General features: G+C 26.8%; 23 protein-coding genes. 16 read left to right on the top strand and 7 right to left on the bottom strand.

Annotation, left to right across the window (positions count from 1 at the left end):
• Window positions 1-13 precede the first annotated feature (13 nt).
• From hisC to ABLL_RS13290, 3 genes are all read left to right on the top strand, one after another.
• Window positions 14-1120 carry a histidinol-phosphate transaminase gene (gene hisC, locus ABLL_RS13300; protein ID WP_014475306.1) on the top strand — a complete coding sequence of 369 codons (1107 nt, stop codon included), beginning with the start codon at window positions 14-16 and terminating at the stop codon, window positions 1118-1120.
• A 12-nt stretch (window positions 1121-1132) separates the two neighbouring features.
• Entirely contained in the window at window positions 1133-2938 is a 1806-nt protein-coding gene (gene dxs / locus ABLL_RS13295) for a 1-deoxy-D-xylulose-5-phosphate synthase (protein ID WP_014475305.1), read from the top strand.
• A 318-nt stretch (window positions 2939-3256) separates the two neighbouring features.
• Window positions 3257-4282, top strand: a complete 1026-nt coding sequence (locus tag ABLL_RS13290) for a cytochrome-c peroxidase (RefSeq protein ID WP_014475304.1) — start codon at window positions 3257-3259, stop codon at window positions 4280-4282.
• Between the two features lie 27 nt (window positions 4283-4309).
• Here ABLL_RS13290 and maf read toward each other — a convergent pair whose 3' ends face one another.
• Window positions 4310-4855, bottom strand: a complete 546-nt coding sequence (gene maf / locus ABLL_RS13285; protein WP_014475303.1) for a septum formation inhibitor Maf — start codon at window positions 4853-4855, stop codon at window positions 4310-4312.
• Window positions 4856-4936: 81 nt separating this feature from the next.
• On the opposite strand from maf, the gene ABLL_RS13280 reads away from it, so the two are divergent.
• The 4 genes from ABLL_RS13280 to ABLL_RS13265 all read left to right on the top strand — a co-directional run bounded on the left by ABLL_RS13280 (window position 4937) and on the right by ABLL_RS13265 (window position 9238).
• Window positions 4937-5884 (top strand): ketopantoate reductase family protein, encoded by a 948-nt coding sequence (locus tag ABLL_RS13280; RefSeq protein WP_014475302.1) that lies wholly within the window; start codon window positions 4937-4939, stop codon window positions 5882-5884.
• Between the two features lie 81 nt (window positions 5885-5965).
• On the top strand, window positions 5966-6853 hold the full coding sequence (locus ABLL_RS13275; RefSeq protein WP_041654921.1) for a DMT family transporter: 888 nt from the start codon (window positions 5966-5968) through the stop codon (window positions 6851-6853).
• A 1-nt stretch (window position 6854) separates the two neighbouring features.
• Complete coding sequence (locus ABLL_RS13270) at window positions 6855-8144, top strand: hypothetical protein (protein ID WP_014475300.1); 1290 nt, start codon at window positions 6855-6857, stop codon at window positions 8142-8144.
• Window positions 8145-8311: 167 nt separating this feature from the next.
• Window positions 8312-9238, top strand: coding sequence for an AEC family transporter (locus tag ABLL_RS13265; protein WP_014475299.1), 927 nt, complete (start codon window positions 8312-8314; stop codon window positions 9236-9238).
• An 11-nt stretch (window positions 9239-9249) separates the two neighbouring features.
• On the opposite strand, the gene ABLL_RS13260 is transcribed toward ABLL_RS13265, so the two are convergent.
• Together ABLL_RS13260 and ABLL_RS13255 are read right to left on the bottom strand one after the other, a co-directional pair.
• The gene (locus ABLL_RS13260) at window positions 9250-9882 is read right to left on the bottom strand and encodes an NlpC/P60 family protein (RefSeq protein WP_014475298.1); all 633 of its coding nucleotides are present in this window, start codon (window positions 9880-9882) and stop codon (window positions 9250-9252) included.
• A gap of 25 nt (window positions 9883-9907) precedes the next feature.
• Window positions 9908-10525, bottom strand: coding sequence for an NlpC/P60 family protein (locus ABLL_RS13255; protein ID WP_014475297.1), 618 nt, complete (start codon window positions 10523-10525; stop codon window positions 9908-9910).
• Window positions 10526-10650: 125 nt separating this feature from the next.
• Between ABLL_RS13255 and ABLL_RS13250 the strand changes: the two genes are divergently transcribed.
• The 3 genes from ABLL_RS13250 to ABLL_RS13240 are packed head-to-tail and all read left to right on the top strand — an operon-like array spanning window position 10651 to window position 13068.
• Entirely contained in the window at window positions 10651-11217 is a 567-nt protein-coding gene (locus tag ABLL_RS13250; protein WP_014475296.1) for a hypothetical protein, read from the top strand.
• Window positions 11207-12349 (top strand): MFS transporter, encoded by a 1143-nt coding sequence (locus tag ABLL_RS13245; RefSeq protein ID WP_050989857.1) that lies wholly within the window; start codon window positions 11207-11209, stop codon window positions 12347-12349. Before ABLL_RS13250 ends, ABLL_RS13245 begins: the two co-directional genes overlap by 11 nt.
• Before the next feature lie 2 nt (window positions 12350-12351).
• Window positions 12352-13068 (top strand): SIMPL domain-containing protein, encoded by a 717-nt coding sequence (locus ABLL_RS13240; RefSeq protein WP_014475294.1) that lies wholly within the window; start codon window positions 12352-12354, stop codon window positions 13066-13068.
• Window positions 13069-13075: 7 nt separating this feature from the next.
• On the opposite strand, the gene ABLL_RS13235 is transcribed toward ABLL_RS13240, so the two are convergent.
• The 3 genes from ABLL_RS13235 to alaS form a co-directional block, all read right to left on the bottom strand.
• Complete coding sequence (locus ABLL_RS13235; protein ID WP_014475293.1) at window positions 13076-13429, bottom strand: NirD/YgiW/YdeI family stress tolerance protein; 354 nt, start codon at window positions 13427-13429, stop codon at window positions 13076-13078.
• A 70-nt stretch (window positions 13430-13499) separates the two neighbouring features.
• On the bottom strand, window positions 13500-13979 hold the full coding sequence (locus tag ABLL_RS13230; protein ID WP_014475292.1) for a hypothetical protein: 480 nt from the start codon (window positions 13977-13979) through the stop codon (window positions 13500-13502).
• Window positions 13980-13988: 9 nt separating this feature from the next.
• Window positions 13989-16544: an alanine--tRNA ligase gene (gene alaS, locus ABLL_RS13225; protein ID WP_014475291.1), complete on the bottom strand. Its 2556-nt coding sequence runs from the start codon at window positions 16542-16544 to the stop codon at window positions 13989-13991.
• Between the two features lie 182 nt (window positions 16545-16726).
• On the opposite strand from alaS, the gene trxA reads away from it, so the two are divergent.
• The 5 genes from trxA (at window position 16727) to ABLL_RS13200 (ending at window position 21299) form a co-directional block, all read left to right on the top strand.
• Window positions 16727-17044 carry a thioredoxin gene (gene trxA / locus ABLL_RS13220; protein WP_014475290.1) on the top strand — a complete coding sequence of 106 codons (318 nt, stop codon included), beginning with the start codon at window positions 16727-16729 and terminating at the stop codon, window positions 17042-17044.
• Between the two features lie 216 nt (window positions 17045-17260).
• Entirely contained in the window at window positions 17261-18190 is a 930-nt protein-coding gene (trxB, locus tag ABLL_RS13215; protein WP_014475289.1) for a thioredoxin-disulfide reductase, read from the top strand.
• A 14-nt stretch (window positions 18191-18204) separates the two neighbouring features.
• A complete protein-coding gene (dapB, locus tag ABLL_RS13210) occupies window positions 18205-18978 on the top strand; it encodes a 4-hydroxy-tetrahydrodipicolinate reductase (RefSeq protein WP_014475288.1) in 774 nt (257 codons plus the stop codon).
• Window positions 18979-18990: 12 nt separating this feature from the next.
• Window positions 18991-20337: an amidophosphoribosyltransferase gene (gene purF, locus ABLL_RS13205; RefSeq protein WP_014475287.1), complete on the top strand. Its 1347-nt coding sequence runs from the start codon at window positions 18991-18993 to the stop codon at window positions 20335-20337.
• Window positions 20337-21299 (top strand): TIGR01212 family radical SAM protein, encoded by a 963-nt coding sequence (locus ABLL_RS13200; RefSeq protein ID WP_014475286.1) that lies wholly within the window; start codon window positions 20337-20339, stop codon window positions 21297-21299. The genes purF and ABLL_RS13200 overlap by 1 nt, the downstream gene beginning before the upstream one ends.
• A gap of 26 nt (window positions 21300-21325) precedes the next feature.
• Here the strand turns inward: ABLL_RS13200 and ABLL_RS13195 are convergent, their stop codons facing one another.
• The gene (locus tag ABLL_RS13195; RefSeq protein WP_014475285.1) at window positions 21326-22222 is read right to left on the bottom strand and encodes a LysR family transcriptional regulator; all 897 of its coding nucleotides are present in this window, start codon (window positions 22220-22222) and stop codon (window positions 21326-21328) included.
• Between the two features lie 115 nt (window positions 22223-22337).
• Between ABLL_RS13195 and ABLL_RS13190 the strand changes: the two genes are divergently transcribed.
• Complete coding sequence (locus ABLL_RS13190; protein WP_014475284.1) at window positions 22338-24392, top strand: ATP-dependent helicase; 2055 nt, start codon at window positions 22338-22340, stop codon at window positions 24390-24392.
• Window positions 24393-24394 lie beyond the last annotated feature (2 nt).

Below are 24394 nucleotides of genomic sequence, written 5' to 3'. Positions count from 1 at the left end.
TTAGGAAAAATAGATGAAATTTAATGAAGTATTAGAAAATGTTTCAATTTATGAAGCAGGAAAACCAATAGAATTGGTTGTTAGAGAATATGGTGTAAAACCTGAAAATGTAATCAAACTTGCATCAAATGAGAATCCTTATGGAACATCTCCAAAAGTAATTGCAAAAATTCAAGAAATTGCAAAAAATATGTTTGTATATCCTGATGATTCAATGTTTGAATTAAAAGAAGCATTAGCAAAAAAATTTGAAGTTGAAAGTGAAAATGTGATTATTGGTTCAGGAAGTGACCAAATAATAGAATTTTGTATTCACGCAAAATGCCAAAAAGGTTCAAAAATTTTAATGGCAAAAACAACTTTTGCAATGTATGAAATTTATGGAAAACAAGCAGGTGCAACTATTATTAAAACTGATTCAGAACAACATAATCTTGAAGAATTTTCAAAACTATATAAAGAACATGGTGCAGATGTGATCTTTTTATGTATTCCAAATAATCCATTAGGTGAATGTGTAGATAAAGATGATGTTTATGCATTTTTGCAAACAGTAAGTCCTGAAACTTTAATAGTTGTAGATGGAGCTTATCAAGAATATGCTTCTTTTAAAGATGAGAAAAAAAGAATTGTGCCAAAAGATTTAATGACAAAATTTCCAAATGCAATTTATTTAGGAACTTTTTCTAAAGCATATGCACTTGGAGGAATGAGAGTTGGTTATGGTATAGCACAAGCTGATATTATTCAAACTTTATATAAATTAAGAGCTCCATTTAATATCACAACTTTAACATTAGCTGCTGCTATTGAAGCATTAAAAGATGAAGATTTTGTAAAAAGTTGTATTGCTAAAAACTTCGAAGAAATGACAAGATATGAAGAGTATGCAACAAAAAAAGGATTTGAATATATTCCTTCTTATACAAATTTTATAACAATTAAAATGGGAGATAAATTTGTATCAAAAGTTGTAGCTCAAAAACTATTAGAAAGAGGAGTAATTGTAAGAGATTTAACTGGATATGGGCAAAATGCAATTAGAATTACGATAGGAAGAAATGAGCAAAATACAAAAGTATTTGAACAATTAGACGAAGTATTAGAAAATTTAAAATAAAGTTTATTAGAAATGGAAATAAAAGAAAAATCACTAGAAGAGTTAAAAGAACTTTCACAAGAAATTAGAGAAAGAATAATTGATGTTGTATCAAGAAAGGGTGGACACTTTTCATCTACACTTGGTGCAGTTGAGTTAACTCTTGGTATGCATTATGTATTTGATGCGTATAGTGATCCTTTTATTTTTGATGTATCTCATCAATGTTATCCTCATAAACTATTAACAGAACGTTGGGAAGAGTTTGAAACAGTTAGGCAATTTGGTGGATTAAGTGGTTTTACAAAACCAAATGAAAGTTCTGCTGATTATTTTGTAGCTGGACATAGCTCAACTTCTATTTCATTGGCTGTTGGTGCAGCAAAATCAATAAAATTAAAAAAAGAGAATAGAGTTCCAATTGTAATGATTGGTGATGGTTCTATGACAGCTGGAATGGTTTATGAAGCATTAAATGAACTTGGAGATTTGAAACTTCCAGTAGTAATTATCTTAAATGATAATGAAATGAGTATTGCAAAACCAATTGGAGCTATTTCTAAATATCTTTCAAAACTACTTGCAGGGAAATATTATCAAGGTTTTAAAACAAAAGTTGATAAATTTATAAGAAATAATATGCCAGAAGGTACAACTTACATAGCAAAAAGAATGGAAGAGGCTATGAAACTTATAACTCCAGGAATTTTATTTGAAGAAATGGGACTTGATTATATAGGTCCTATTGATGGGCATGATATTGAAGAAGTTATAGAAACTTTACAAATTGCAAAAGCAATGCAAAAACCAGTTATTGTTCATGCGCATACAATAAAAGGCAAAGGTTATAAAATCGCTGAAGGGCAACATGAAGAGTGGCATGGAGTAGGACCTTTTAATATTGAAGATGGAGAATTTGTAAAAAAAGTTGCTCCAAAATCTGCAACAGCAGTTTTTGCAGATGCTTTGATTGCTTTAGCTTCAAAATATGAAAATATTGTAGGTGTAACTGCTGCAATGCCTAGTGGTACAGGAATAAATAAACTTATGGATAAGTTTCCTGAAAGATTTTGGGATGTTGCAATTGCAGAACAACATGCAATAACTTCAATGGCTGCTATGGCAAAAGAGGGATTTAAACCATATATTACAATTTATTCAACGTTTTTACAAAGAGGATTTGATCAAATTATTCATGATGTTTGTTTGATGAATTTACCTGTTGTTTTTGCAATGGATAGAGCTGGAATTGTAGGAAATGATGGAGAAACTCATCAAGGAGCTTTTGATATTTCATATTTAAGATTTATTCCAAATATGATTTTGTTTGCTCCAAGGGATAATAAAACTTTAGAATTAGGTTTAGAATTTGCTTATAGTTTACAAAGTCCATGTGCAATAAGATATCCAAGAGGTAATTTTAAAGAGTTAAATTATTTACCAACTCAATTTGAGTTAGGAAAAGCTGAACTTTTAAAAGAAGGGACTTCAAATAAATTATTTATTGGTTATGGAGCAGGCGTTAGCAGGGCAATTGAAACAGAAGCTTTGCATGCAGAAGATATATCAATTTTAGATTTAAGATTTGTAAAACCAATAGATAAAGAGACTTTAATAGAACTTTCAAAAGAATATGATGATTGGTATGTATTTAGTGATTCACAAAAACAAGGTGGAGTTTCAAGTGCGATATTAGAAGTACTAAATGATGAAAATATTCATAATGTACAAGTTACATCTTTTGAATATGAAGATCACTTTATAGAACATGGTGACACAAAACAAGTAGAAGAAAGTTTAGGACTTTTACCACAGCAACTTATCTTAAGAATTAAATAATATTTATTTAGTTCTTCTCTCAAAGAAAATGTCAAGAAAAATTTTACATATGTAAAGATTTCAATAATAAAAATTTACAATTTAGTTTTATAATACCTCTCTTTATTAGATAAAATTAATAAATTATACTTATAGAATAATATATTAATTTAGGATAAAAAGTATCTTATATTATTAGCTAAAATACTTTAAAATAGGATATTTTTACTCTTAAATTATAAGTTAAAATTATAAAAAAAATTCTAAAATATTATAAAATTAATTTTCATTTAATAAAAATTGTCATATAGTTAAAATTATTTATTTAGGAGGATTATTATGAAATTAGCAATTTCTTTAACAGTTTGTTTATTAGGTGCAAGTACATTGTTAGCAGCAGAGACTTTGATAACAAAAGCGAAGAATAGTGGACTAGAAGCAATACCAACAGATAATGCAAAATTAATGAAAATGATAGATGATAAGAAAGATCCAATAACAAAAGAGAAAGTAGAATTAGGGAAAAAATTGTACTTTGACCCAAGATTATCAAGAAGTGGATTGATATCATGTAATACATGTCATAATCTTGCATTAGGTGGAGCAGATGGAGTGCCAGCAGCAATAGGACATGGATGGACAGCAAATCCACATCACTTAAATTCACCAACCGTGTATAATTCAGTGTTCTTTAAAGCACAATTTTGGGATGGAAGAAGCCCACACCTAGCAGATCAAGCACAAGGACCAGTACAAGCAGGACCAGAGATGGCAGCGCCACCATCATTAGTAGAACAAAGAATAAACTCAATACCAGAATATGTGGAAGAGTTTAAAGGTGCATATGGAAAAGAAGTAAAAGTAGATTTTGCAAAAATAACGGCAACAATCGCAACATTCGAGAAAACATTAGTAACTCCATCAAGATTTGATAAATTCTTAAGTGGAGATGAAAAAGCATTAAGTAAAGAAGAAAAAGAAGGATTAAATACATTTATTGATAAAGGATGTACAGCATGTCATACAGGAATAGCATTAGGGGGAACAATGCAAGCATTCCAAGTTGCCTCACAATACAAATTTATGAATGTAGGGGATTTTAAAGGTGATGCAAATGGAATGGTAAAAACACCAACATTAAGAAATATAACAGAGACAGCACCATATTTCCATAATGGACAAATATGGTCATTGAATGAAGCAGTAAAAGAGATGGGTTCTGTTCAATTAGGTATTAAAATTTCTGATGCTGATGCTCAAAAAATTGTAACATTCTTAAAATCATTAAAAGGTGATAAACCAGAAATAATATATCCACAACTTCCAGAATCTACAATAGAAACTGAAAAACCAACTTTCAACTAAAAATTTAAGAGGATTATTCCTCTTAAATTATAAAAATATTTTCAATTTCTCAACACATAATCCCATAGCCGTACTTTCGTATCCATTTACACTTTTTATATAAGGTTTACAAAAACCTTCAACCATGATTGCTCCAGCTTTTCCAAAACATTCACCACTATTTAAATACTCTTCCATATCTTCTTTATTAAATTCTGAAAATTGATAAGTTGTAATTGAAAGGTTAATTACCTCTTTTTCTTTTGATTTATAAATCATACAAGTAATAACTGAAGTTTTATTTCCACTTTGAAGTTCAAGCATAGCTTTAGCATCATCATAATCTTTTGCTTTTCTTAAAAGTTTTCCTTCACAAGTAACAACACTATCTGCAACTAAAAGAGGCATATCTTCAACACCATACTTTTTATAAAGTTCTTTGAATTTTCCTAAAGTTGCTTCATAACAAAATGATTTTGGATTTGTTGTTTTGATTGAATCTTCATCAAAATCTCCACCATTTTGAATAAAATCAATTCCAAAATTTTTTAAAATAAGTGCACGAGTTGGTGAATTTGAGCCAAGTCTTATCAAAATAATCCTTTTTTATTTGGATTATACTCAATTTGAATATAATAAATTTTTAAAATATTAATACAATTTAGGAAAACAAAAATGAATATAGTTGTAATAGGTGCTGGTGGAGTTGGAGTATTTTATGGAGTATTATTTCATAGATTAGGTCATAATGTAAAATTTGTAGCTCGTGGTAAAAATCTTGAATATTTAAAAGAGAATAAAATAAAATTAACACATTCAACATTTAGTTTAAATGAAAAAATTGAAGCTTTAAGTATAGAAGAGCTTGTACTATTAAATCCAAAAGATATAGATATTATTTTTTTGGCAACAAAATCTATGAGTACAGAAAATATTTCTTTGAAGTTGGAAGAATGGATAAAAAATAAAAAAGAAATTCCATATTTTATTTCTTTACAAAATGGTGTTGAAAATGAAGATATTATGTGTGAACATTATAATAAAGAGTATGTAATTGGTGGATTAACAAGACTAATTGCAGCTCATACAATTACTTTAGGACATGTGGAATCAACAGGAGAAGTTCAAACTATTTTAGGAGCAATGTATCCAACAAAACAAAATCAAGAGTTTTTAGAAAATCTAAAAAAAGAGCTTGATAAAACTGATACAACTACATTTTTAAGTCAAAATATAAAACTCGAACTTTGGAATAAACTTATCATTAATAATGGTGTAAATGCAATTTGTGCACTTTTAGGTGAAAAAACAGGAAGGTTAATAAATGATAAAAAAGTTTCAAAACTAATTTATGGGCTTATGAGTGAAACAGCACTTGCTTCAAAAACTGCAGGAGTTAATATCCCAAAAGAGAATGTAAATAAGATGTTTGAACTAATGACAAATTTTGAATCAATAAAACCTTCAATGTTAATTGATTTAGAAAAAAATAGAGATTTAGAACTTGAAGATATTTGTGGAGTCGTTATTAAAAACTGTGAAAAACAAGGTTTCGATGCTCCATATACTAGATCAGTTTCAACAATCTTAGAGTTCTTATATGATAAAAAAAGAGCTAAATAATCGCATGAAAATCGCAGAGATTTTGAAAAAAGAGATATATTATCTGTTTTTAGTATAATAGTAAAAAATTGAAAGTAGTTTATGAAATATTATGTATTATTAGTCTTAACAGTCCTTTTTTGGTCTGGTAATTTTATTTTTGGTCGTTTGGTTTCAAGTAGTATTGAACCAATGCAATTATCATTTTTTAGATGGTTTTTTGTACTTTTATTATTGTCTCCATTTCTTATTATAAATTATAAAAATATTTTAAAAGTATTTAAAAAAGAGTATTTGGTTCTTTTGATTTTAGGAAGTTTAGGAATTTCTGGTTTTAACACTTTTTTGTATTATGGTTTGCAAACTACAACAGCAACAAATGCTTTATTGATAAATTCAAGTATTCCAATATTTATTATCATATTATCAGCTATTATCTTTAAAACTTCAATTACAAAAATACAATTTTTTGGAGTAATTCTTTCAACTTTAGGAGTTATTTATCTTATATTAAAAGGTGAAATAGATCACATATTTGAACTTGAGTTTACACATGGAGATTTGTGGATAATAGCGGCTTGTGTTGATTGGGCTTTATATACAGTGTTATTAAAATATAAACCAAAAGAGTTAAACTCTATAGAGTTCTTTAGTATTACTACGCTAATTGGAACAATAATTTTATTTATAGTTTTTTTATATCAAGGTTATAGTTTTGAATTTAGTTTTTTAGAAAAAAATGAAGTTTTGTACTCTTTAGCATATATTGTAATTTTTCCATCAATTTTATCTTTTTATTTTTGGAATAGGGCGATTCTTGAAGTTGGAGCAAACAAAGCAGGGCAATTTACACATTTGATGCCAATTTTTGGAGCAATTCTGGCTTATTTCTTTCTTGGTGAAGTAATGCAAACCTATCATATTGTTGGAATAATTTTAATATTCTTAGGAATATATTTATCGATATTTCTAAAAAAAAGAGAAAAATAAAATGCAAATATTATCAAGAATATCTGGAATATTGATTTTTTCTTCTTTTATATCTACAATTTATTTTTATTTTTTTCATAAAGAACTTTTAATAATCTCTGGAGTTTTAGCTTGGATTGCATTTGTTCTTTTATTTTCAAGTCTAAAAAGTAAAAAAATAGTTGTAATTTTATTGATTTTAAGTTTTGTATTTTTTGGTGTTAGTTTTTTTAATCATTATGATATAAACTTTATAAAAGTATTTACCGTAAATCAATATCTATTAACTCTTTTAATAGGAGTAGGTTTTTTAAGATTAATAGCAATACCAAAAGAAGAAAAAAATACAAACTTACCAAAAGGAAGACAATCTTTTATAAAAACTTATTGGAGTGTACATCTGTTTGGTTCGGTGATAAATTTGTCTTCATTAATTTTAGTTGCAGATAAAATGTATAAAAAAGGTGCTTTAAATAGTGCTCAAATAGTTCTTTTAACAAGAGCATTTGCAAGTGATGCTTACTGGTCACCATTTTTTGTAGCCTTTGCTGCTGCTATTACTTATGCTCCAAAATTAGATACATCAACAATTTTAATAAATGGAATTTTTTTAGCAGTTATTACTTTTTTTATTACATATTTTGAAGTAATAAAAAATAAAAAATTTAATATAGATGAATTTTCTGGGTATCCTTTATCTTTTGATTCATTATTTTTACCAATAGTTCTTGCTTTATTAGTTTTAATTACAAATCATTTTCATCCAGAAATAAAAGTAATTATTTTAATTTCATCTTTTTCAATCTTGATGACTTTATTTATTTTACCAACAAAAAAGAATTTAAAAGAATCAATAAAAATATTAAAATTTCATGTTTTAGATGAATTACCTAAAATGAAATCAGAGTTATCTCTTTTTTTAGTTGCTGGAATGTTTGGTATTTCAGTTAGTTCTATTTTAATTGGATTAAATTTATCTTTACCTTTTGAAGTTTTTGATTGGCAAATTGCATCAGTTTTACTTCTAATATTTATCATTTTATCTTTTATTGGAATACATCCAATTATTACAATAGCAATTATTGGAGATTTCTTAAGTGGAGTAAATCATACTCTTTTAGCAGTAACATTTTTAATGGCATGGTCAACAACAGTTTCAACTTCACCTTTTTCAGGTCAAAATCTGACAATAGTTTCTAGATATAATTGTGATGCTAAAGAGATATTTAAATTAAATTTAGTCTATGTTATTAAAATGTATTTTATTTGTATATTATGTTTATATATTTTATCAAAATATTTAGCTTTGTAATAAAATCATATAATTATCATATGATTTTATTACAATTATTCTGATAATGGTAAACGTATGATGAAAAACATTCATTATCCTTTCTGCTTCCTAAATTTTAAATCATGCGTTTACTTTATTTTGCTAATTTTCGTTAAAATTATCCTAATTTATTTTAAGAAGTTTATATGAATTTATTTTTTATTTTATTAGGAAAAATTTCTCCATTATATTTGAATATTGCAATTGGTTATGTCCTATCACGTTATTTTAAAGTGAAAAGAGATTTGATAGCCTTTCTTCTTATATATATTTTGGGTCCAGTTGTAATATTTTTTGCAACTTTATCTATTGAAATTAATCTTCAATTACTTTTTTTACCTTTGTTTGTTTTTTTCTTTGGTTCGTCAATTGCATTTTATATACTAAAAAGATATAAAAAAGATTGGAATGACGCAAGTATTAATACTTTAGCATTTACCTGTGGAACAGGGAATACGGGCTATTTTGGTATTCCTCTTGCTATGATATTGTTAAGTCCTGAATCAGCAAATATTTTTATTTTTGCAACTTTAGCATCTTTACTTTATGAAAATACAACAGGATTTTATGTAACGGCAAAAGGAACTTTTACTGCACGACAATCAATTATGAAAGTAATTAAACTTCCATTGCTCTATGCATTTATAGCTGGAGTTTCTTTGAATATTGTAGGAGTCAGAACACCTGATTTTTTAATACCTTATTTTGAAAATTTAAAATGGGCTTATGGAATCCTTGGAATGATGATGTTAGGAATGGGAATGAAAGGTTTTAATCTAAAAGAAGATTTAGATAAAAAATATTTAAAAGTTGCCTATTTTTACAAGTTTATTTTTTGGCCAGGAGTAATTTTAGCAATAATAATTATAGATAGAAATTTTATAGGCTTTTTAAATGAAGAGATTTATAAAGTATTGTTTTTATTTTCGGTAGTTCCACTTGCTGGAAATACGGTAACTCTAGCTGTACTTTTAAAAGCTAGACCAGAAAAAGCATCTTTTACAGTATTATTAAGCACTTTAATTTCAGTTTTGTATATACCAATTGCTTTGATAATTTATGGAGGATTTTAAAGAAAGAAGGATTAATCTATAATTCTTCTTGAAGTCCAATAATTCTTTTTATAAAAAGGTTTATCTAAACTTGTGAATTGGATACCCTTAATAGAAGCGTGCATAAAATTTCCATTTCCTACATAAACTCCTACATGTTTATCTGTTTTACTCGTTTTGAAAAAAACCAAATCTCCTGGGATTAATTCAGCTTTTTTTACTTCAACACCCATATTAACTTGTGTAAGAGTTGTTCTTGGTAATTTTATACCAAATTTATCTTTATAAATTCTTTGCGTAAATGCTGAACAATCTATACCTTTTTTAGATTCTCCACCAAGTTTATATCTAACATTTTTCCACTCATTATAAAAGTCATTAAAAGCTTGTTTTCTTTTTGGTATTTCAGATGATGATTTAACATTTTCACTATTTTCATTTAACATTAGAGTTTTATATTCTTTTGGTGTTATTACTGTTTCATATTCTAAAATAGGTTTATTTTTTATTTTTTTATTTTTTTCTTCATAAAGTTTTTTATATTCTATATATGTTAAAGTTGTTTTTTCTGATTGAGAGTTATTTGATTCAATATTCTGATTTTTATTACTACATGCGGTGAAAAATATTAGAATAGGTATTATTACAAAAATCTTTTTTATCACTATTTTTCTCCTATATATTTATGAATTAATCTATAATTCTTTGAGCTTTCCAATAGTTTTTACTAAAATAGTCATTATCTAAATCAGAAATTGTAACACCAATTTTTGTTGATGCATGCATAAATTTACCATTATCAATGTATATTCCAACATGTTTACTTTTACCAGTTTTAAAAAATACTAAATCTCCAATTTCAAGCTCATTTTTCTTTATTTCTTTTCCTACTTTTGCTTGTAAAAGTGTAGTTCTTGGCATCTCTAAATCAAATTTTTCTTTAAATGCTTTTTGAATAAAAGCTGAGCAATCTATTCCTTTTTTAGATTCTCCTCCAAGTTTATATCTTACACCTTCCCATTTAGAATAGAAATCAAACAATTCATTGTTTAAAGCCGATTTTTTTGTTATGTAGTTGTTATTAGTAAATTCATTAAAAGGATTATTTTTAGAGTGTTTTTTTGATAATTGTTTAGATTTTATGTAATTCTGATAATTGCTTTCTTGAAGAGAAGCATTAGAATGTATAGAATTTTTATTTTTTAGATATGAAGACATATCTACAACTTCTTCACTAGTTTTGAAAGAACAACCTGTAAAAAATAAGGAAACATAAATAGATATAACTAATAAATTTTTAATATTCATATTATAAGATTCCCCTTTTAAGGCATTTTCTAGTAAAGATTTAGTTTATGATATTAAAAAATCAAAAATATGTCAAGTCTAAAACTTTTAGGAGTATAATGAGGCATTATTTTAAGGGGAAAAAAATGTTAAAATATTTTATATTTATGTTAACTGTTTTTGGTTTAAATGGATGTATTTCTACTCAAAATTTAGGATTAGATAATAATTTAAAATTAGAAAATGAAAAAAAGATTTCTACTTTTGATTCATGTACAAATTTTTCATATATCTCACAATCAACAAATAATAAATATGATAAATTGTTTATTGAATATATAAATTTAGACAATTTTTGTAAATGGAATGGTTTACAAAGAGGATACTTTGTAGATTTGTTTAAATCAACTATAAAAGCTAAGTCATTTAGGCTTATTGAGAGAATTGAACATAATAATTCTGAATATAACACATATTTAATTGATGAAAAGTATTATGTAAATATGATCTACAAATATACTGTATTTGAAGATTTATTTATTATTGATTATGCTGGAATTTATACAACAGAGCAAATTCAATCATTTGACAAAAGTTATAATAATTTATATTTAGATAAACCTAGATTCTCATCTAATTATTCAAATAGCTTAGTTAGAATGAATTTCTTAAACTCATATTTTACAAGAGAAAGTGAAGGTTATGAGAATTAATTTATTGATTATTGTTTATTGTATTATTGTTGTTTTATCTATTATGTATGCTACTCAGCCATTACAACCTTTACTTGCAAAAGAGTTTGATATTTCAGTTATAAAAGCTTCTCAATTTACTGCTGTAATTATGCTTTTTTTAGCAATTTCACCTATTATTTATGGATATATCTTAGAAAAAGTTTGTGCAAAAAAAATGTTAGTAAGAGCTTCAAGTATTTTATTAATTACAAATATATTTTTAGGATTAGCAAATAGTTATGAAACTTTTTTATTTTTAAGAGTTTGTGAGGCATTAGTTGTTCCTGCAATTTTAACTTCATTGATGAGTATTTTGGCAAATATTGATAAAAAAAATATTAAATTTAATATGTCTATTTATGTTGCAGCAACAGTTTTTGGTGGATTAGTTGGAAGAGTTTTTTCTGGATTTATAGCTACAAATTTTTCTTATGAATATGTTTTTTATTCATTATCAGTTGCTACTTTATTTTCAATTTTTTTAATAAATAAATTAGATTATGAAGGTGATGCAACAATGGTAAAACCAAAAATAAAAGATATTGTCTATATATTAAATGATAGAAGATTTGTAATAGTTTATTTTATTATGTTTTGTATGTTCTTTGTTTTTGCTGGAGTTTTAAATGTTTTACCATTTAGAGTAAAAGAAATTTCAGAATCTTTTTCTGAATTCCAAATTTCATTGTTATATTTAGGCTATGGTATGGGAATTGTTGTCTCTTTAGGTTCTAAAAAAATTGTAAACTTTTTTAGAGGAGAAGTAAATACAATGTTAGTAGCAATCTCTTTTTTCCTATTTATTACAATATTTTTAACAAATGAAAATATCATTTATTTGTTTTTACTGTTATTTTTATTTTGTATTGGGATGTTTACTGTTCACACTGTAAGTACTGGACTTGCAAATTCAATGAAATCTTCACAAAAATCATTAACTTCAGGTATGTATTTAACTTTTTATTATTTAGGTGGAGCAACAGGTTCATTTTTTCCTTCTATTATATATAAACATTTTGGTTGGGATATAATGCTTTATGGATTTGTTTTTATATTATTTATCGTAATATTTTTTGTATATAAAAATAAAAATTTATTTTCAAAGGTTTAAATATGGAAAAAATTGATACAAAATCATCTTTTATTTTAGGTTTTTTTATTTTTTTAGGATTAAGTATATTAGGTTATTTGATCTCAACAAGTGTTATAAAATATAAAGAACTTGAACGTACAGTTGTTGTTAAAGGTTTGTCTGAAAAAGAAGTAAATGCTGATATTGTTTTGTGGCCTATAAAATTTAGTGTTATAAATAATAATTTAGATGAGTTATATAAAAATATTGAGAATGATACACAAGAAATACTCTCTTTTCTTGAAAGTAATGGAATAGCTAGAGAAGAAATAATAATTAACTCTCCAGCAATAATCGATAAAATGGCAAATGAATATTCAAATCAAGAAGTTCAAGTTAGATATGTAGCAAATAGAACTATAAATATTTATTCGAAAAATATAGAAAAAATTAGAGATATAAATGGAAAATTATTTGAATTATCAAAAAAAGGAATTTTGTTTAAAATAGATGATTATGATTCAAAAATCGAGTATATATATACAAAGTTAAATGATATTAAACCAATGATGATTGAAGAAGCAACAAACAATGCAAGAAGTGTTGCACTTAAATTTGCAAAAGATTCAAATAGTAAGCTTGGCAAAATTAAAAAAGCTTCTCAAGGTCAATTTGTTATTACAAGTAGGGATAAAAATACTGAATATATAAAAAATATAAGAATTGTATCTACAATAGAATATTATTTATCAGATTGAGAGATAATTATCTAATTATCTCTACAAAATCTACATCAATTTCAGGAGATTGAAGAAACTCTTTTTCAACTTCCCCTGTAATTTTTATTTTTGTTTTCTCATTGATAGTTGTCATTGGAAACTTATCTCTATCTATTTCAACTCTAATTTCTGATATTCCATCTGAAAATAGATATTTTTCTGCATTTAATTGTTTTGTTAAATAGCCTTCTAAAACAACGTGAGCATCTTCAACTGGATTTGAAATAACATCTTTTACACTTTTATATGTAGAAACTGAACCAGGTCCTATATACTGTGCAAATAATTGATTTGATAGTAATAAAGAAAAGATAACTAAAGAAATTGATTTTAATTTCATAAAATCTCCTTATATAATATAAAGAATTATTATATAAGGAAAGTGTTAATTAATTGTTTAGTAAGAAATACTAAAAACCTCTGAGGGTTATTCCTAAAATTATAGCAACTAAGCCTAGAAAAATATTTGTAGGTATTAGATATTGAGCTAAAGGTGCTAGTTGGTTTTTTGCTGTTGCAAAATCACCATTATCGAAAGCTTTTTGAGCTTTATTTCTTTTCATATATATAACAATAAATATGATAGTCATAATAGTCCAAATAAGTTCTTTAACTATCACAAATTTATAAAGTTCAGTTCCTTTTAATTGTAAAGCTAAAATCATAATAACAGCTGTAATTAAAAGAAGAATAATAGAAGGAATAACCATAGAAAAAAATCTTTTTAGATTTTCTAAAGTTCTCCCTAATTTTATTTTTGGGTCTTCAATATTTTGCATAGAATAATGAACTGCAAATCTAATTACAATCATTCCTCCAACCCAAATTATTGCTGATAATATATGTAAAAAAACAATTAAAGTTGAGAAATTGTTAAATAATTCACTCAATTCTTATCCTTATAAATTTTCTTTTGCATAATTTAAAGCTGCAATTTTTGCTTCTTCAACTTTTGTTACATCTTTTCCACCAGCTTGTGCGAAGTCAGGTCTTCCACCTCCACCTCCACCAACTATTGGTGCTATGTTTTTAATCCAATCACCAGCTTTGATATTTGTATTTTTACTTCCTGCAACAATCATAACTTTGTCATCTTTTGCTTGTAAAAGTAAAATCGCTAGTTTTTCAGTTGCATTTTTCATATCATCAACAATTTTCTTTAAATCACCATTTTCTACAACAGCCACTACAACTTTAGTATCACCAATAATTTCTTCATTTATTGGAGCAGAAGTTTGGCTAAGAGCTACTTCAACTTCTTTTTTCAAATCTTTAATTTGTTCTTTTAATTTTTTAATTCCAGAAATCACATCACTATTTTTAATTTCAGCTTGAATATCATTCATTTTTGAAATAATTTCTTTAGTATATTTAATTGCAGAAGCTCCACAAACAGCTTCAATTCTTCTTACCCCTGCACTAACACCTGATTCTTTTACAATATAAAAACTTCCAATATCAGCTGTATTTCTTACGTGTGTTCCTCCACAAAATTCAACTGAAACATCTGAGAAACTAACAACTCTTACAACATCACCATATTTTTCACCAAACATAGCAATTGCACCTTTGTTTTTTGCTTCATCAATAGGTAATTCTTCAATATTTCCAGAAATTCCTCTTGCAATCATAGAGTTTACTAAATCTTCAACTTCTTCAATTTGCTCAGTTGTCATTGCTTTTGGATATGTAAAGTCAAATCTTAATCTGTTTGCATCATTTAATGAACCTGCTTGTGAAACACTCTCTCCTAAAACCATTTTTAATGCACTTTGTAAAAGGTGTGTAGCACTATGATGTTTTGCAATTTCATATCTATTTACAACAACTGCATCAACACTTTCACCTTGAGCTAAAGTAGAATTTTCTACTTTTACTTTTGAAAGATTTAATCCATGGAATTTTGAAGTCTCTTCGATAATAGCTACATGTTTATTATCTTCTAATGCTCCAATATCTCCTGTTTGTCCACCACTTGTTGCATAAAATGGTGTTTTATCTAACATTACCCAACCAGTAGTTCCTGCTTCTAAAGTTTTTACTTCTTTAAAATGTTCATCTAATAATGCAACAATTTTTGATTTATAAGTAATATTAGTATAACCAACAAATTCATTTATTCCATATTTTTCAATTAATTGTTTGAAATCACCATCATTAGAAGCATCACCACTTCCTTTCCAAGCAGCTTTAGCCATTGCTTTTTGTGCATTCATTAATTCATCAAATTTTGCTAAATCAACTTTTAAATTTCTATCTCTTAACATATCTTCTGTTAAATCTAAAGGGAAACCATAAGTATCATAAAGTTTAAATGCAATTTCTCCAGAGAAAATCTCTTTTGTATTTGCTAACTCTTCATTAAATAATGACATACCTAAATCAATAGTTTTAAAGAATCTATCTTCTTCTAGAGTTAATTGTTCTTTTATGAAGTTCTTATTTTCAACAAGTTCTGTATAGTGTTCACCCATAATTTTTATAAGTGTATCAAGAAGTTGTGCCATAAATGGTTTTCTAAATCCAATTAAATATCCATGTCTAACAGCTCTTCTTAAAATTCTTCTTAAAACGTAAGGTCTTCCTTCATTTCCAAATAAAATACCTTGAGATAACATAAATGATGTTGCTCTTAAGTGATCAGCGATTACTCTATATGAACCAATATTTTCAGAAGTTGCTTTTTTATTTGCAAGTTCTTCGATTTTTTCAATAATTGGTTTGAAATTAGATGAATCAAAGTTATTAAATACACCTTCTTTAATTGCAATAACTCTTTCTAAACCCATTCCTGTATCAATTGATGGTTTGGGAAGAGGATTTAGTTTTCCATCAGTTGTTCTTTCGTATTGCATAAATACTAAATTCCAAATTTCAAGGAATCTATCACCATCTCCACCCATGTAATCTTCAGAACTATTAAAGTGTTCTTCGCCTTGATCATAGAAAATTTCACTACAAGGTCCACAAGCACCTGTATCTCCCATTGACCAGAAGTTGTCTTTATCACCAAATTTCATAATTCTTGATGGATCAATATGTTTTGACCAAATTTCAAAAGCTTCATTGTCATCATTATGAACAGTTACCCATAATTTATCTTTTGGTAATGCAAGATTTACTGTAACAAATTCCCAAGCATAAGCTATTGCATCTTTTTTGAAATAATCTCCAAAAGAAAAATTCCCTAACATCTCAAACAATGTATGATGACGTGCTGTGTAACCTACATTTTCAAGATCATTATGTTTTCCCCCAGCTCTTACACACAATTGACAAGAAGTAGCTCTTGGATTTTTTGGTGTTGGAACAGCACCTGTAAATATATCCTTAAACTGTACCATCCCTGCATTTGTAAACATTAATGTAGGATCATCTGGAACTAAAGGCATTGAAGATATAACTTCATGTCCTTTACTTCTAAAAAATTCTAAATATTCTTTTCTAATATCCATAAATTATCCATTTTAAATTAAATTCTCTTATTTTATCTAAAAAAATATTTAGCCTTTATTAGTAAGTTAAATAAATGTAAAACTAAATTTAAGTTTTCACAAGTTATAATCAATCAATTATATTTTTATATAAATTATAGTGTACAAATTGAGAATATTAAAATTAATAATAAGGAAATAAAATGGGAAAATATATTGAATTAACAGCAGCAAATTTTGAAGAAACAACACAAGAAGGTGTTTCAATGGTTGATTTTTGGGCTCCTTGGTGTGGACCTTGTAGAATGATTGCTCCTGTTATTGAAGAGTTAGCAGCAGATTTTGAAGGTAAAGCAAAAATTTGTAAAGTTAATACAGATGAAGAACAAGATTTAGCAGTTAAATATGGAATTAGATCAATTCCTACAATTTTATTTATGAAAAATGGTGAAGTTGTAGATCAAATGGTTGGGGCATCTTCAAAACAAGCATTTACAGATAAAATTAACTCATTATTATAATATTTTAGAGTATATAATTATTTAAAAGGGAGAAGTTTTACTTCTCCCTTTTTTTATTTACAAGTTTAAATAAATTAAGATAGATATAAATTATTAAATGATAAAATTTATCCTTAATATTTGAAGTTATATTTAACCTACAACTTACAAATATTTTAGTATCATAATGTTTTTAAAAATATTATGAACTATATAAATAAAAAATAAGGATTTGATATGTTAGATTTAGCAATTATTGGTGGAGGTCCAGCTGGATTAACAGCCGGATTATACGCTACAAGAGGTGGATTAAAAAATGTTGTAATGTTTGAAATGGGAATGCCAGGTGGACAGATTACAAGTTCATCAGAAATTGAAAATTATCCAGGACAAATTGAGATAGTTTCAGGTATGGATTTAATGATGAGATGGCCTGAGCAATGTCAAAGATTTGGTTTAAAACATGAAATGGCACAAATTGAAAATGTAACAAAAAATGGAGATACTTTCAAATTATTAACAACAGATAAGAAAGAATTTGAGGCTAGATCAGTATTAATTGCAACAGGTTCTGTTCCAAAGCGTGCTGGATTTAAAGGTGAAGATGAATTTTTTGGAAAAGGAATCTCTACTTGTGCAACTTGTGATGGTTTTTTCTACAAAGGTAAAGAAGTTGCAGTTGTTGGCGGAGGAGATTCGGCGATTGAAGAAGCAATTTATTTATCTAAAATGTGCAAAAAAGTATATTTAGTTCATAGAAGAGATACTTATAGAGCTGCGCCAAGTACAGTTGAGCATATGAAACACACTGAAAATATCGAAGAAGTTACAAATGTAACTGTTGAAGAAGTTTTTGGTGATGCAAGTGGAGTTCTTGGTTTAAAAGTTAAAAGTAAAGTTACAGGTGAAATTAGAGATTTACCAACACCAGGAGTATTCATTTTTGTAGGAAGAGATGTATTAAATGCACCTTTAAAACAAGCTGATGGTTCTTTTTTATGTGATGTTAATGAATCAGGTGAAGTAATTGTTGATTTAAGAATGAAAACTTCAGTTCCAGGACTTTACGCAGCTGGTGATATTAGAATTGAAGCTTCAAAACAAGTTGTTTGTGCTGCAGGTGATGGTGCAACAGCAGCAGTTAATATTATTGAATATTTAGGATAAGGAATAATTTAAAAATGATTAAAATAGGTATTTTAGGAAGCTCTGGAAGGGTAGGAACTTTATTAATTGATGATTTATCAACTGATACAGAAGCTATGGTATCAGCTGTTTATGTTTCAAAAAAAATTGAAAAGACATTACCAGAACATACAGTTGTTACAAATGATATGAAAGTTTTATTTGATTCTTCAGATGTAATTATTGATTTTTCAGCTCCTGCTGGAACAGAAGCACTTTTAACTGAAGTTGTAGAAAATAGGGGAAATAAACCCTTGGTAATTGCAACTACTGGATTAAACAAACATCAGCAAAATTTATTGCTAGAAGCTAGTAAAATCGTACCTATTTTATATGCAACAAATATGAGTTTAGGAGTTGCTGTTTTAAATAAATTAGTAGCACTAGCATCTAAAACATTAAGAGATTTTGATATTGAAATTGTTGAGCAACATCACAGACATAAAGTAGATGCTCCATCAGGAACAGCTTTAACTTTGGCAGAACATGCTGCAAATGCAAGAGATTTGAATTTAGATGAAGTTAGAATTTCAGGTAGAGATGGTCTAATTGGTGCTAGAACTAAAGATGAAATTGCAGTTATGGCTTTAAGAGGTGGAGATATAGTAGGTCGACATACAGTTGGTTTATATAATGATGGAGAATTTTTAGAATTAAATCATACAGCAACTGCAAGAAATACTTTTTCAAAAGGTGCAATAAAAGTTGCAAAATGGATTATTGGAAAAAATCCAAAATTATATACAATCAATGACGCTTTGGGTCTATAAGGAATAATAAATATGTGCGCAATAGTTGGAATTTATGGGAATGAGAATGCTGCAAGATTAGCTTCAGTAGCATTATTTGCAATGCAACACAGGGGTCAAGAAGCAACAGGAATTTCTTCTTCATGTAATGGAAAAATCTACACAAAAAAAGATAGAGGATTAGTTACAGAAGTTTTTACAGATGAAGCATTAAAATATTTAAAAGGTAATATGGCAATAGGTCATAATAGATATTCAACTGCAGGGGGAGATTCAATTTTAGATGCTCAACCTGTTTATGCAAAATATAAACTAGGTGAAATTTCTATTGTTCATAATGGAAACTTAATTAATAAAGATGAAGTTAGACAAGATTTAATAGATAAAGGTGCAATTTTTCAAACAGGAATGGATACTGAAAATTTAATTCATCTAATAGCAAAAAATACAAAAGATAGATTAAGAGATAGAATTAAAGAAGCTTTAAATAGAACTATTGGAGCATATTGTTTTATTGTTCAAAGTAGATCAAAGCAATTCGTTATTAGAGATAGATATGGAATAAGACCCTTATCTATTGGAAAACTAAAAAGTGGTGGTTATATAGTTGCTAGTGAAACTTGCGCTTTTGATTTAGTTGGAGCAGAATTTATTAGAGATGTAAGACCTGGTGAAATGTTGATTTTAGCAGAAGGATGTGAACCTGAGTCTATTCAATTATTTGAGCCAGAGTATAGACCTTGTGCATTTGAATTTGTTTATTTTGCAAGACCAGATTCAGTAATTGATGGTAAGAATGTTTATGTTACAAGAGAAAATATGGGTAAAGCACTTGCTTTAAATGATAAAGATAAAAATATAAAAGTAGATATGGTTATTCCTGTTCCTGATTCAGGAGTACCAGCAGCACTTGGTTATGCAGCACAAAGTGGAATCCCTTTTGAATATGGAATTATTAGAAATCATTATATTGGAAGAACATTTATTGAACCAACACAAGAGATGAGAGATTTAAAAGTAAGAATGAAGCTAAGTCCTATGAAATCTTTAATTGAAGGAAAATCTTTACTTGTAATTGATGATTCAATCGTTAGAGGAACAACTTCTAAAAGAATTGTTAAAATTTTAAAAGAAGCAGGAGCCAAAGAAGTTCATTTTAGAGTCGCAAGTCCTGAAATAAAATTTCCATGTTATTATGGAATAGATACTCCACATAAAGAAGAATTAATTTCGAATAATATGAATAAAGAAGAAGTTTGTAAATATATTGAAGCAGATAGTTTAGAATATTTATCAGTTGATGATTTGGTAAATGCTATTGGAAATGATAGAAATTATGCATTGGAGAGTTTTAATGGGGATTATTTCGTAAAAGCATAATGAGTGAATTAAAAAATGTATTAACTATTGGAAGATATTTAAAAAATAAATTTGGCGAAAAAATTTATAAAGTTCCTATTTCAATATCTGGGTTTACCTGCCCAAATATTGATGGTACTGTTGCCAGAGGTGGATGTTCATTCTGCGAAAATGATTCTTTTAGCCCTAACTTACAAGAAAAAAAAACTAAATTTAAATTAAATCCTAATGTAAAAGAAAATCCCTATTTAGAGAATCAATTAAAACAATTAGAATTACAGTTTTTTGCTACTAAAAAAAGGCTTGAAAATAAATTTGGTGCTAAAAAATTTATAGTTTATTTTCAATCATTTACAAATACTTATGCACCTTTTCCTACATTAAAAGCCTTATATGAAAAAGCTTTGAGTTTTGATAATGTTATTGGACTTAGTATTGGAACAAGAACAGATTGTGTTACTGATGAAATTTTAGATTTTTTAGTTGAAAAATCTAAAACTAAAGAGATATGGATTGAATATGGTATTCAATCTTTTTTTGATGAAACGCTTGTAAAAATCAATAGAGGGGACAATGTTTCAAATATGAAATATTGGATTAAAAGAACTAAAGAAAAAGGCTTAAATGTTTGTGGACATTTGATTTATGGTCTTCCAAATGAAACGCAAGAAATGATGCTTGAAACATTTAAATTAACAGTAGAATTAAATGTTGATTCAATAAAATTCCATCCTTTATATGTAGTTAAAAATACTCTTTTAACTAATGAATATAAAAAAGGAAAATTTACTCCAATTTCAGAAGAGTTATATATTGATACAGTAGTAAAATCAATAATAAACTTACCTTCAAATATTTCTGTTCAAAGAATTACTGCTGGAATTGATGATGATACATTGTTATCACCAGAATGGTGTAGAAATAAACATACACAAATGAAAAATATTAGATTAGCTTTAGAAAAAGAGGGATTTAATTATTAGAGAAATACTAGGATTTTACCTAGTATTTATTTGATTTTTAAAAGATAATCAACTACATTTTCAATAAAAGCATCATGTTTTCTATCTTTTCTGTATGCAATATAGAGTTTTCTTAACATTTTTTGATTGTTAATTCTTGATTCATATAAGGCACCTGCTTTTAATAGTGATTCAATTGCATTTCTTGAAACAATTGAAACAGTTGGAGTTTGATTTTTATCTGAGTGTAAAACAGTTTGAACAATTGTTGTAGCACTTGTCACTTCACTTGTTACATTAAAAGTATCACAATCAGGAAAATTTGCCTTTTCAAGATTTTCTTTAAATATTAATCTTGTATTTGATTCTGGATTTCTACAAACCCATTTGTAAGATAATAAATCTTCTGCTTTTGCTTTTGCTGGTAATTTTTGGTTTGAGAAAATTACAATCTCATCTTCCATCCATTCTCTATAAATAATATCTTCATTTGGAACATAATTTTCAACTAAAGCAATATCAATTTTTTTATCTAATAAATCTTCTATAGCTTCATGAGAAACTGAAACATTAATCGATACATCATTATGAATATTTTCTTTTAAATTATTTAAAAATCTTGGAAGTATGTAATTTCCAATAATAAATGAAGCTCCAAATACAAAAGTTACGTTTTTATTCATTATTTTTAATAACTCTTTTTCAGCATTAGCAACACATTTCTCAATTTTTAAAGCTATACCATGAAGTATTTGACCTTCTTTAGTCAATTTTATACCATTTTTCTTTCTATCAACTATTTGAACATCTAAATAATCTTCGATAAATTTCATTTGTTGTGTAACAGCAGGTTGAGAAATACCAAGTTTTGCAGAAGCTTTTGAAAAAGATTTTTCTCTAACAACAGTTAGAAAAGTTTCTAATTTGGCAAAATCAGTGAGCATTATAATCTCCATAAAATAAATTATAAAATGATAACATTTATTTATATATAGAATAATTAAGAGAAATAATGAATTTATATAATATATGGTATAATAAATAATAATTGGAGAAAATATGTCTGAAAATTTATTAGTATCATTAAATGAATCACAGAAAATTGCTGCACAACATATCGATGGTCCTTTGCTTATTTTAGCAGGTGCTGGTTCAGGTAAAACAAAAACAATTACAACAAGACTAGCTTATTTAATATCAATTGGTATTGATCCTAGTTGTATATTAACTTTAACTTTTACTAATAAAGCGGCAACTGAAATGAGAGAACGAGCATTTAATATGTTAGATTCTTCATTGATGAATACTCCTCCTTTATTATGTACTTTTCATAAATTTGGATTACTATTTTTAAAGTTTTATATTAATGAATTAGGAAGAAAAAACAATTTTATAATAATCGATACAGATGATAAAAAAAGGGTTTTAAAGTCAATTAATAAAGAAATAACTACATCTCTTTTGGTTTCAGAAATTTCAAAATATAAAAATTCTTTATTAACACCTAAAGAAGCAAAAAGTGCAGCTCAATTAAAACTTTATCAAGAAATTGCTGATATTTATGAGCAATATGAAGAATACTTAAATAAAAATAATTTAGTAGATTTTGATGATTTATTACTTCTACCTTACATGATATTAAAAAATAATGAAAATTTATCAAAAGAAATTAGCCAAAAATATCAATATATAATGGTAGATGAGTATCAAGATACAAATGAACTACAATATAGACTTTTGAGATTATTATGTTCAACTCATAATAATTTATGTGTAGTTGGTGATGATGACCAATCTATTTATGGATGGAGAGGTGCAACAATTAAGAATATTTTGAATTTTTCAGAACATTTTGAAAATACATTAGTAGTAAAATTAGAAGAAAATTATAGATCAACCGATACAATTTTGAACCATGCAAATCAATTAATTGAACATAACCGTGATAGATTAGGTAAAAAATTAATAGGAACAAGAGTAAAAGGTGATTCTATAAAAGTTTATGAATCAAATGATGAAAATGAAGAAACTAGAAAAATTGTTGAAGATATAAAAAAATTAATTGATTGTGGTGAAAATCCAAAAAATATAGCAATATTATTTAGAGTAAATGCCCTATCTCGTTCTTTGGAAGAAGGCTTTAATAAAGCTGGACTTCACTATAAACTTGTTGGTGGAATGAAGTTCTATGAAAGAAGTGAAATCAAAGATTTAATTGCATATTTTAGAATTTTAACTAATTCAAATGATAATTTTTCTGTAAAAAGAATTATTAATAAACCAAAACGTGGAATTGGAAAAACAACTATTGATAAACTCGAATCAAAATCTATTGAAACTGGAAAATCAATATTTGATTTAATTCAAAATTTAGATTCAGATGAAATAAGTGCAATTGTTGGAAAAAAGAATTCAAGAACTTTAAAAGTATTTGAAGCTTCAATTTTAGATTTAAAAGAATTATTAGAAGAATCAAAAATGAAGTTTTTAGATAGTTTTGAAGAAACATTTGATTATCGAGCTTCATATGATAATTTACCTGATGGTTTTGAAAGACAAGCTAATATTGATGAATTTTATGGATATATTAGAGATTATTTTATTCAAAATCCACATTTAGATTTAAAAGATTTTTTAAATGAAATAGCTCTTGACAGTGAAAATGATGATTATAGTGGAGAAGCTGTTTCTATGATGAGTATCCATGCTTCAAAAGGTTTAGAATTTAAAAAACTTTTTATTATTGGTTTTGAAGAAGGATTCTTCCCTATTATTGGTGATGGGAGTGATTTAGAAGAAGAAAGAAGATTAGGGTATGTTGCTATAACACGTGCTATGGATAATCTCACTTTATCTTTTGTTCATTCAAGATTTTATAAAGGGAAACGAACAACTCTTATAAAAAGTAGATTTTTAAGTGAATGTGGACTTATAAAAGGTAGTCTAACTATTGAAAGACAATCTGGATTTAAAAAAGGTGATTTGGTTCAACACAAAATTTTTGGAATGGGTAGAGTATTAAAAGCCACAAATGCTGGTAAAGATTATAAGCTTACAATAAATTTTGGTGGAACTCACAGAGATATTTTATCTTCATTTGTAGAAAAAGCATAATA

Source organism: Arcobacter sp. L, assembly GCF_000284235.1.
Classification (GTDB): Bacteria; Campylobacterota; Campylobacteria; order Campylobacterales; family Arcobacteraceae; genus Aliarcobacter; species Aliarcobacter defluvii.
This window is presented reverse-complemented; position numbering and strand designations above follow the sequence as displayed.

Excerpts from the sequence above, each read along its gene's own strand:
- hisC (WP_014475306.1), top strand. The coding sequence starts at position 14 with ATGAAATTTAATGAAGTATTAGAAAATGTTTCAATTTATGAAGCAGGA.
- dxs (WP_014475305.1), top strand. The coding sequence starts at position 1,133 with ATGGAAATAAAAGAAAAATCACTAGAAGAGTTAAAAGAACTTTCACAA.
- ABLL_RS13290 (WP_014475304.1), top strand. The coding sequence starts at position 3,257 with ATGAAATTAGCAATTTCTTTAACAGTTTGTTTATTAGGTGCAAGTACA.
- ABLL_RS13280 (WP_014475302.1), top strand. The coding sequence starts at position 4,937 with ATGAATATAGTTGTAATAGGTGCTGGTGGAGTTGGAGTATTTTATGGA.
- ABLL_RS13275 (WP_041654921.1), top strand. The coding sequence starts at position 5,966 with ATGAAATATTATGTATTATTAGTCTTAACAGTCCTTTTTTGGTCTGGT.
- ABLL_RS13270 (WP_014475300.1), top strand. The coding sequence starts at position 6,855 with ATGCAAATATTATCAAGAATATCTGGAATATTGATTTTTTCTTCTTTT.
- ABLL_RS13265 (WP_014475299.1), top strand. The coding sequence starts at position 8,312 with ATGAATTTATTTTTTATTTTATTAGGAAAAATTTCTCCATTATATTTG.
- ABLL_RS13255 (WP_014475297.1), bottom strand. The coding sequence starts at position 10,525 with ATGAATATTAAAAATTTATTAGTTATATCTATTTATGTTTCCTTATTT.
- ABLL_RS13250 (WP_014475296.1), top strand. The coding sequence starts at position 10,651 with ATGTTAAAATATTTTATATTTATGTTAACTGTTTTTGGTTTAAATGGA.
- ABLL_RS13245 (WP_050989857.1), top strand. The coding sequence starts at position 11,207 with ATGAGAATTAATTTATTGATTATTGTTTATTGTATTATTGTTGTTTTA.
- ABLL_RS13240 (WP_014475294.1), top strand. The coding sequence starts at position 12,352 with ATGGAAAAAATTGATACAAAATCATCTTTTATTTTAGGTTTTTTTATT.
- ABLL_RS13235 (WP_014475293.1), bottom strand. The coding sequence starts at position 13,429 with ATGAAATTAAAATCAATTTCTTTAGTTATCTTTTCTTTATTACTATCA.
- alaS (WP_014475291.1), bottom strand. The coding sequence starts at position 16,544 with ATGGATATTAGAAAAGAATATTTAGAATTTTTTAGAAGTAAAGGACAT.
- trxA (WP_014475290.1), top strand. The coding sequence starts at position 16,727 with ATGGGAAAATATATTGAATTAACAGCAGCAAATTTTGAAGAAACAACA.
- trxB (WP_014475289.1), top strand. The coding sequence starts at position 17,261 with ATGTTAGATTTAGCAATTATTGGTGGAGGTCCAGCTGGATTAACAGCC.
- dapB (WP_014475288.1), top strand. The coding sequence starts at position 18,205 with ATGATTAAAATAGGTATTTTAGGAAGCTCTGGAAGGGTAGGAACTTTA.
- purF (WP_014475287.1), top strand. The coding sequence starts at position 18,991 with ATGTGCGCAATAGTTGGAATTTATGGGAATGAGAATGCTGCAAGATTA.
- ABLL_RS13200 (WP_014475286.1), top strand. The coding sequence starts at position 20,337 with ATGAGTGAATTAAAAAATGTATTAACTATTGGAAGATATTTAAAAAAT.
- ABLL_RS13195 (WP_014475285.1), bottom strand. The coding sequence starts at position 22,222 with ATGCTCACTGATTTTGCCAAATTAGAAACTTTTCTAACTGTTGTTAGA.
- ABLL_RS13190 (WP_014475284.1), top strand. The coding sequence starts at position 22,338 with ATGTCTGAAAATTTATTAGTATCATTAAATGAATCACAGAAAATTGCT.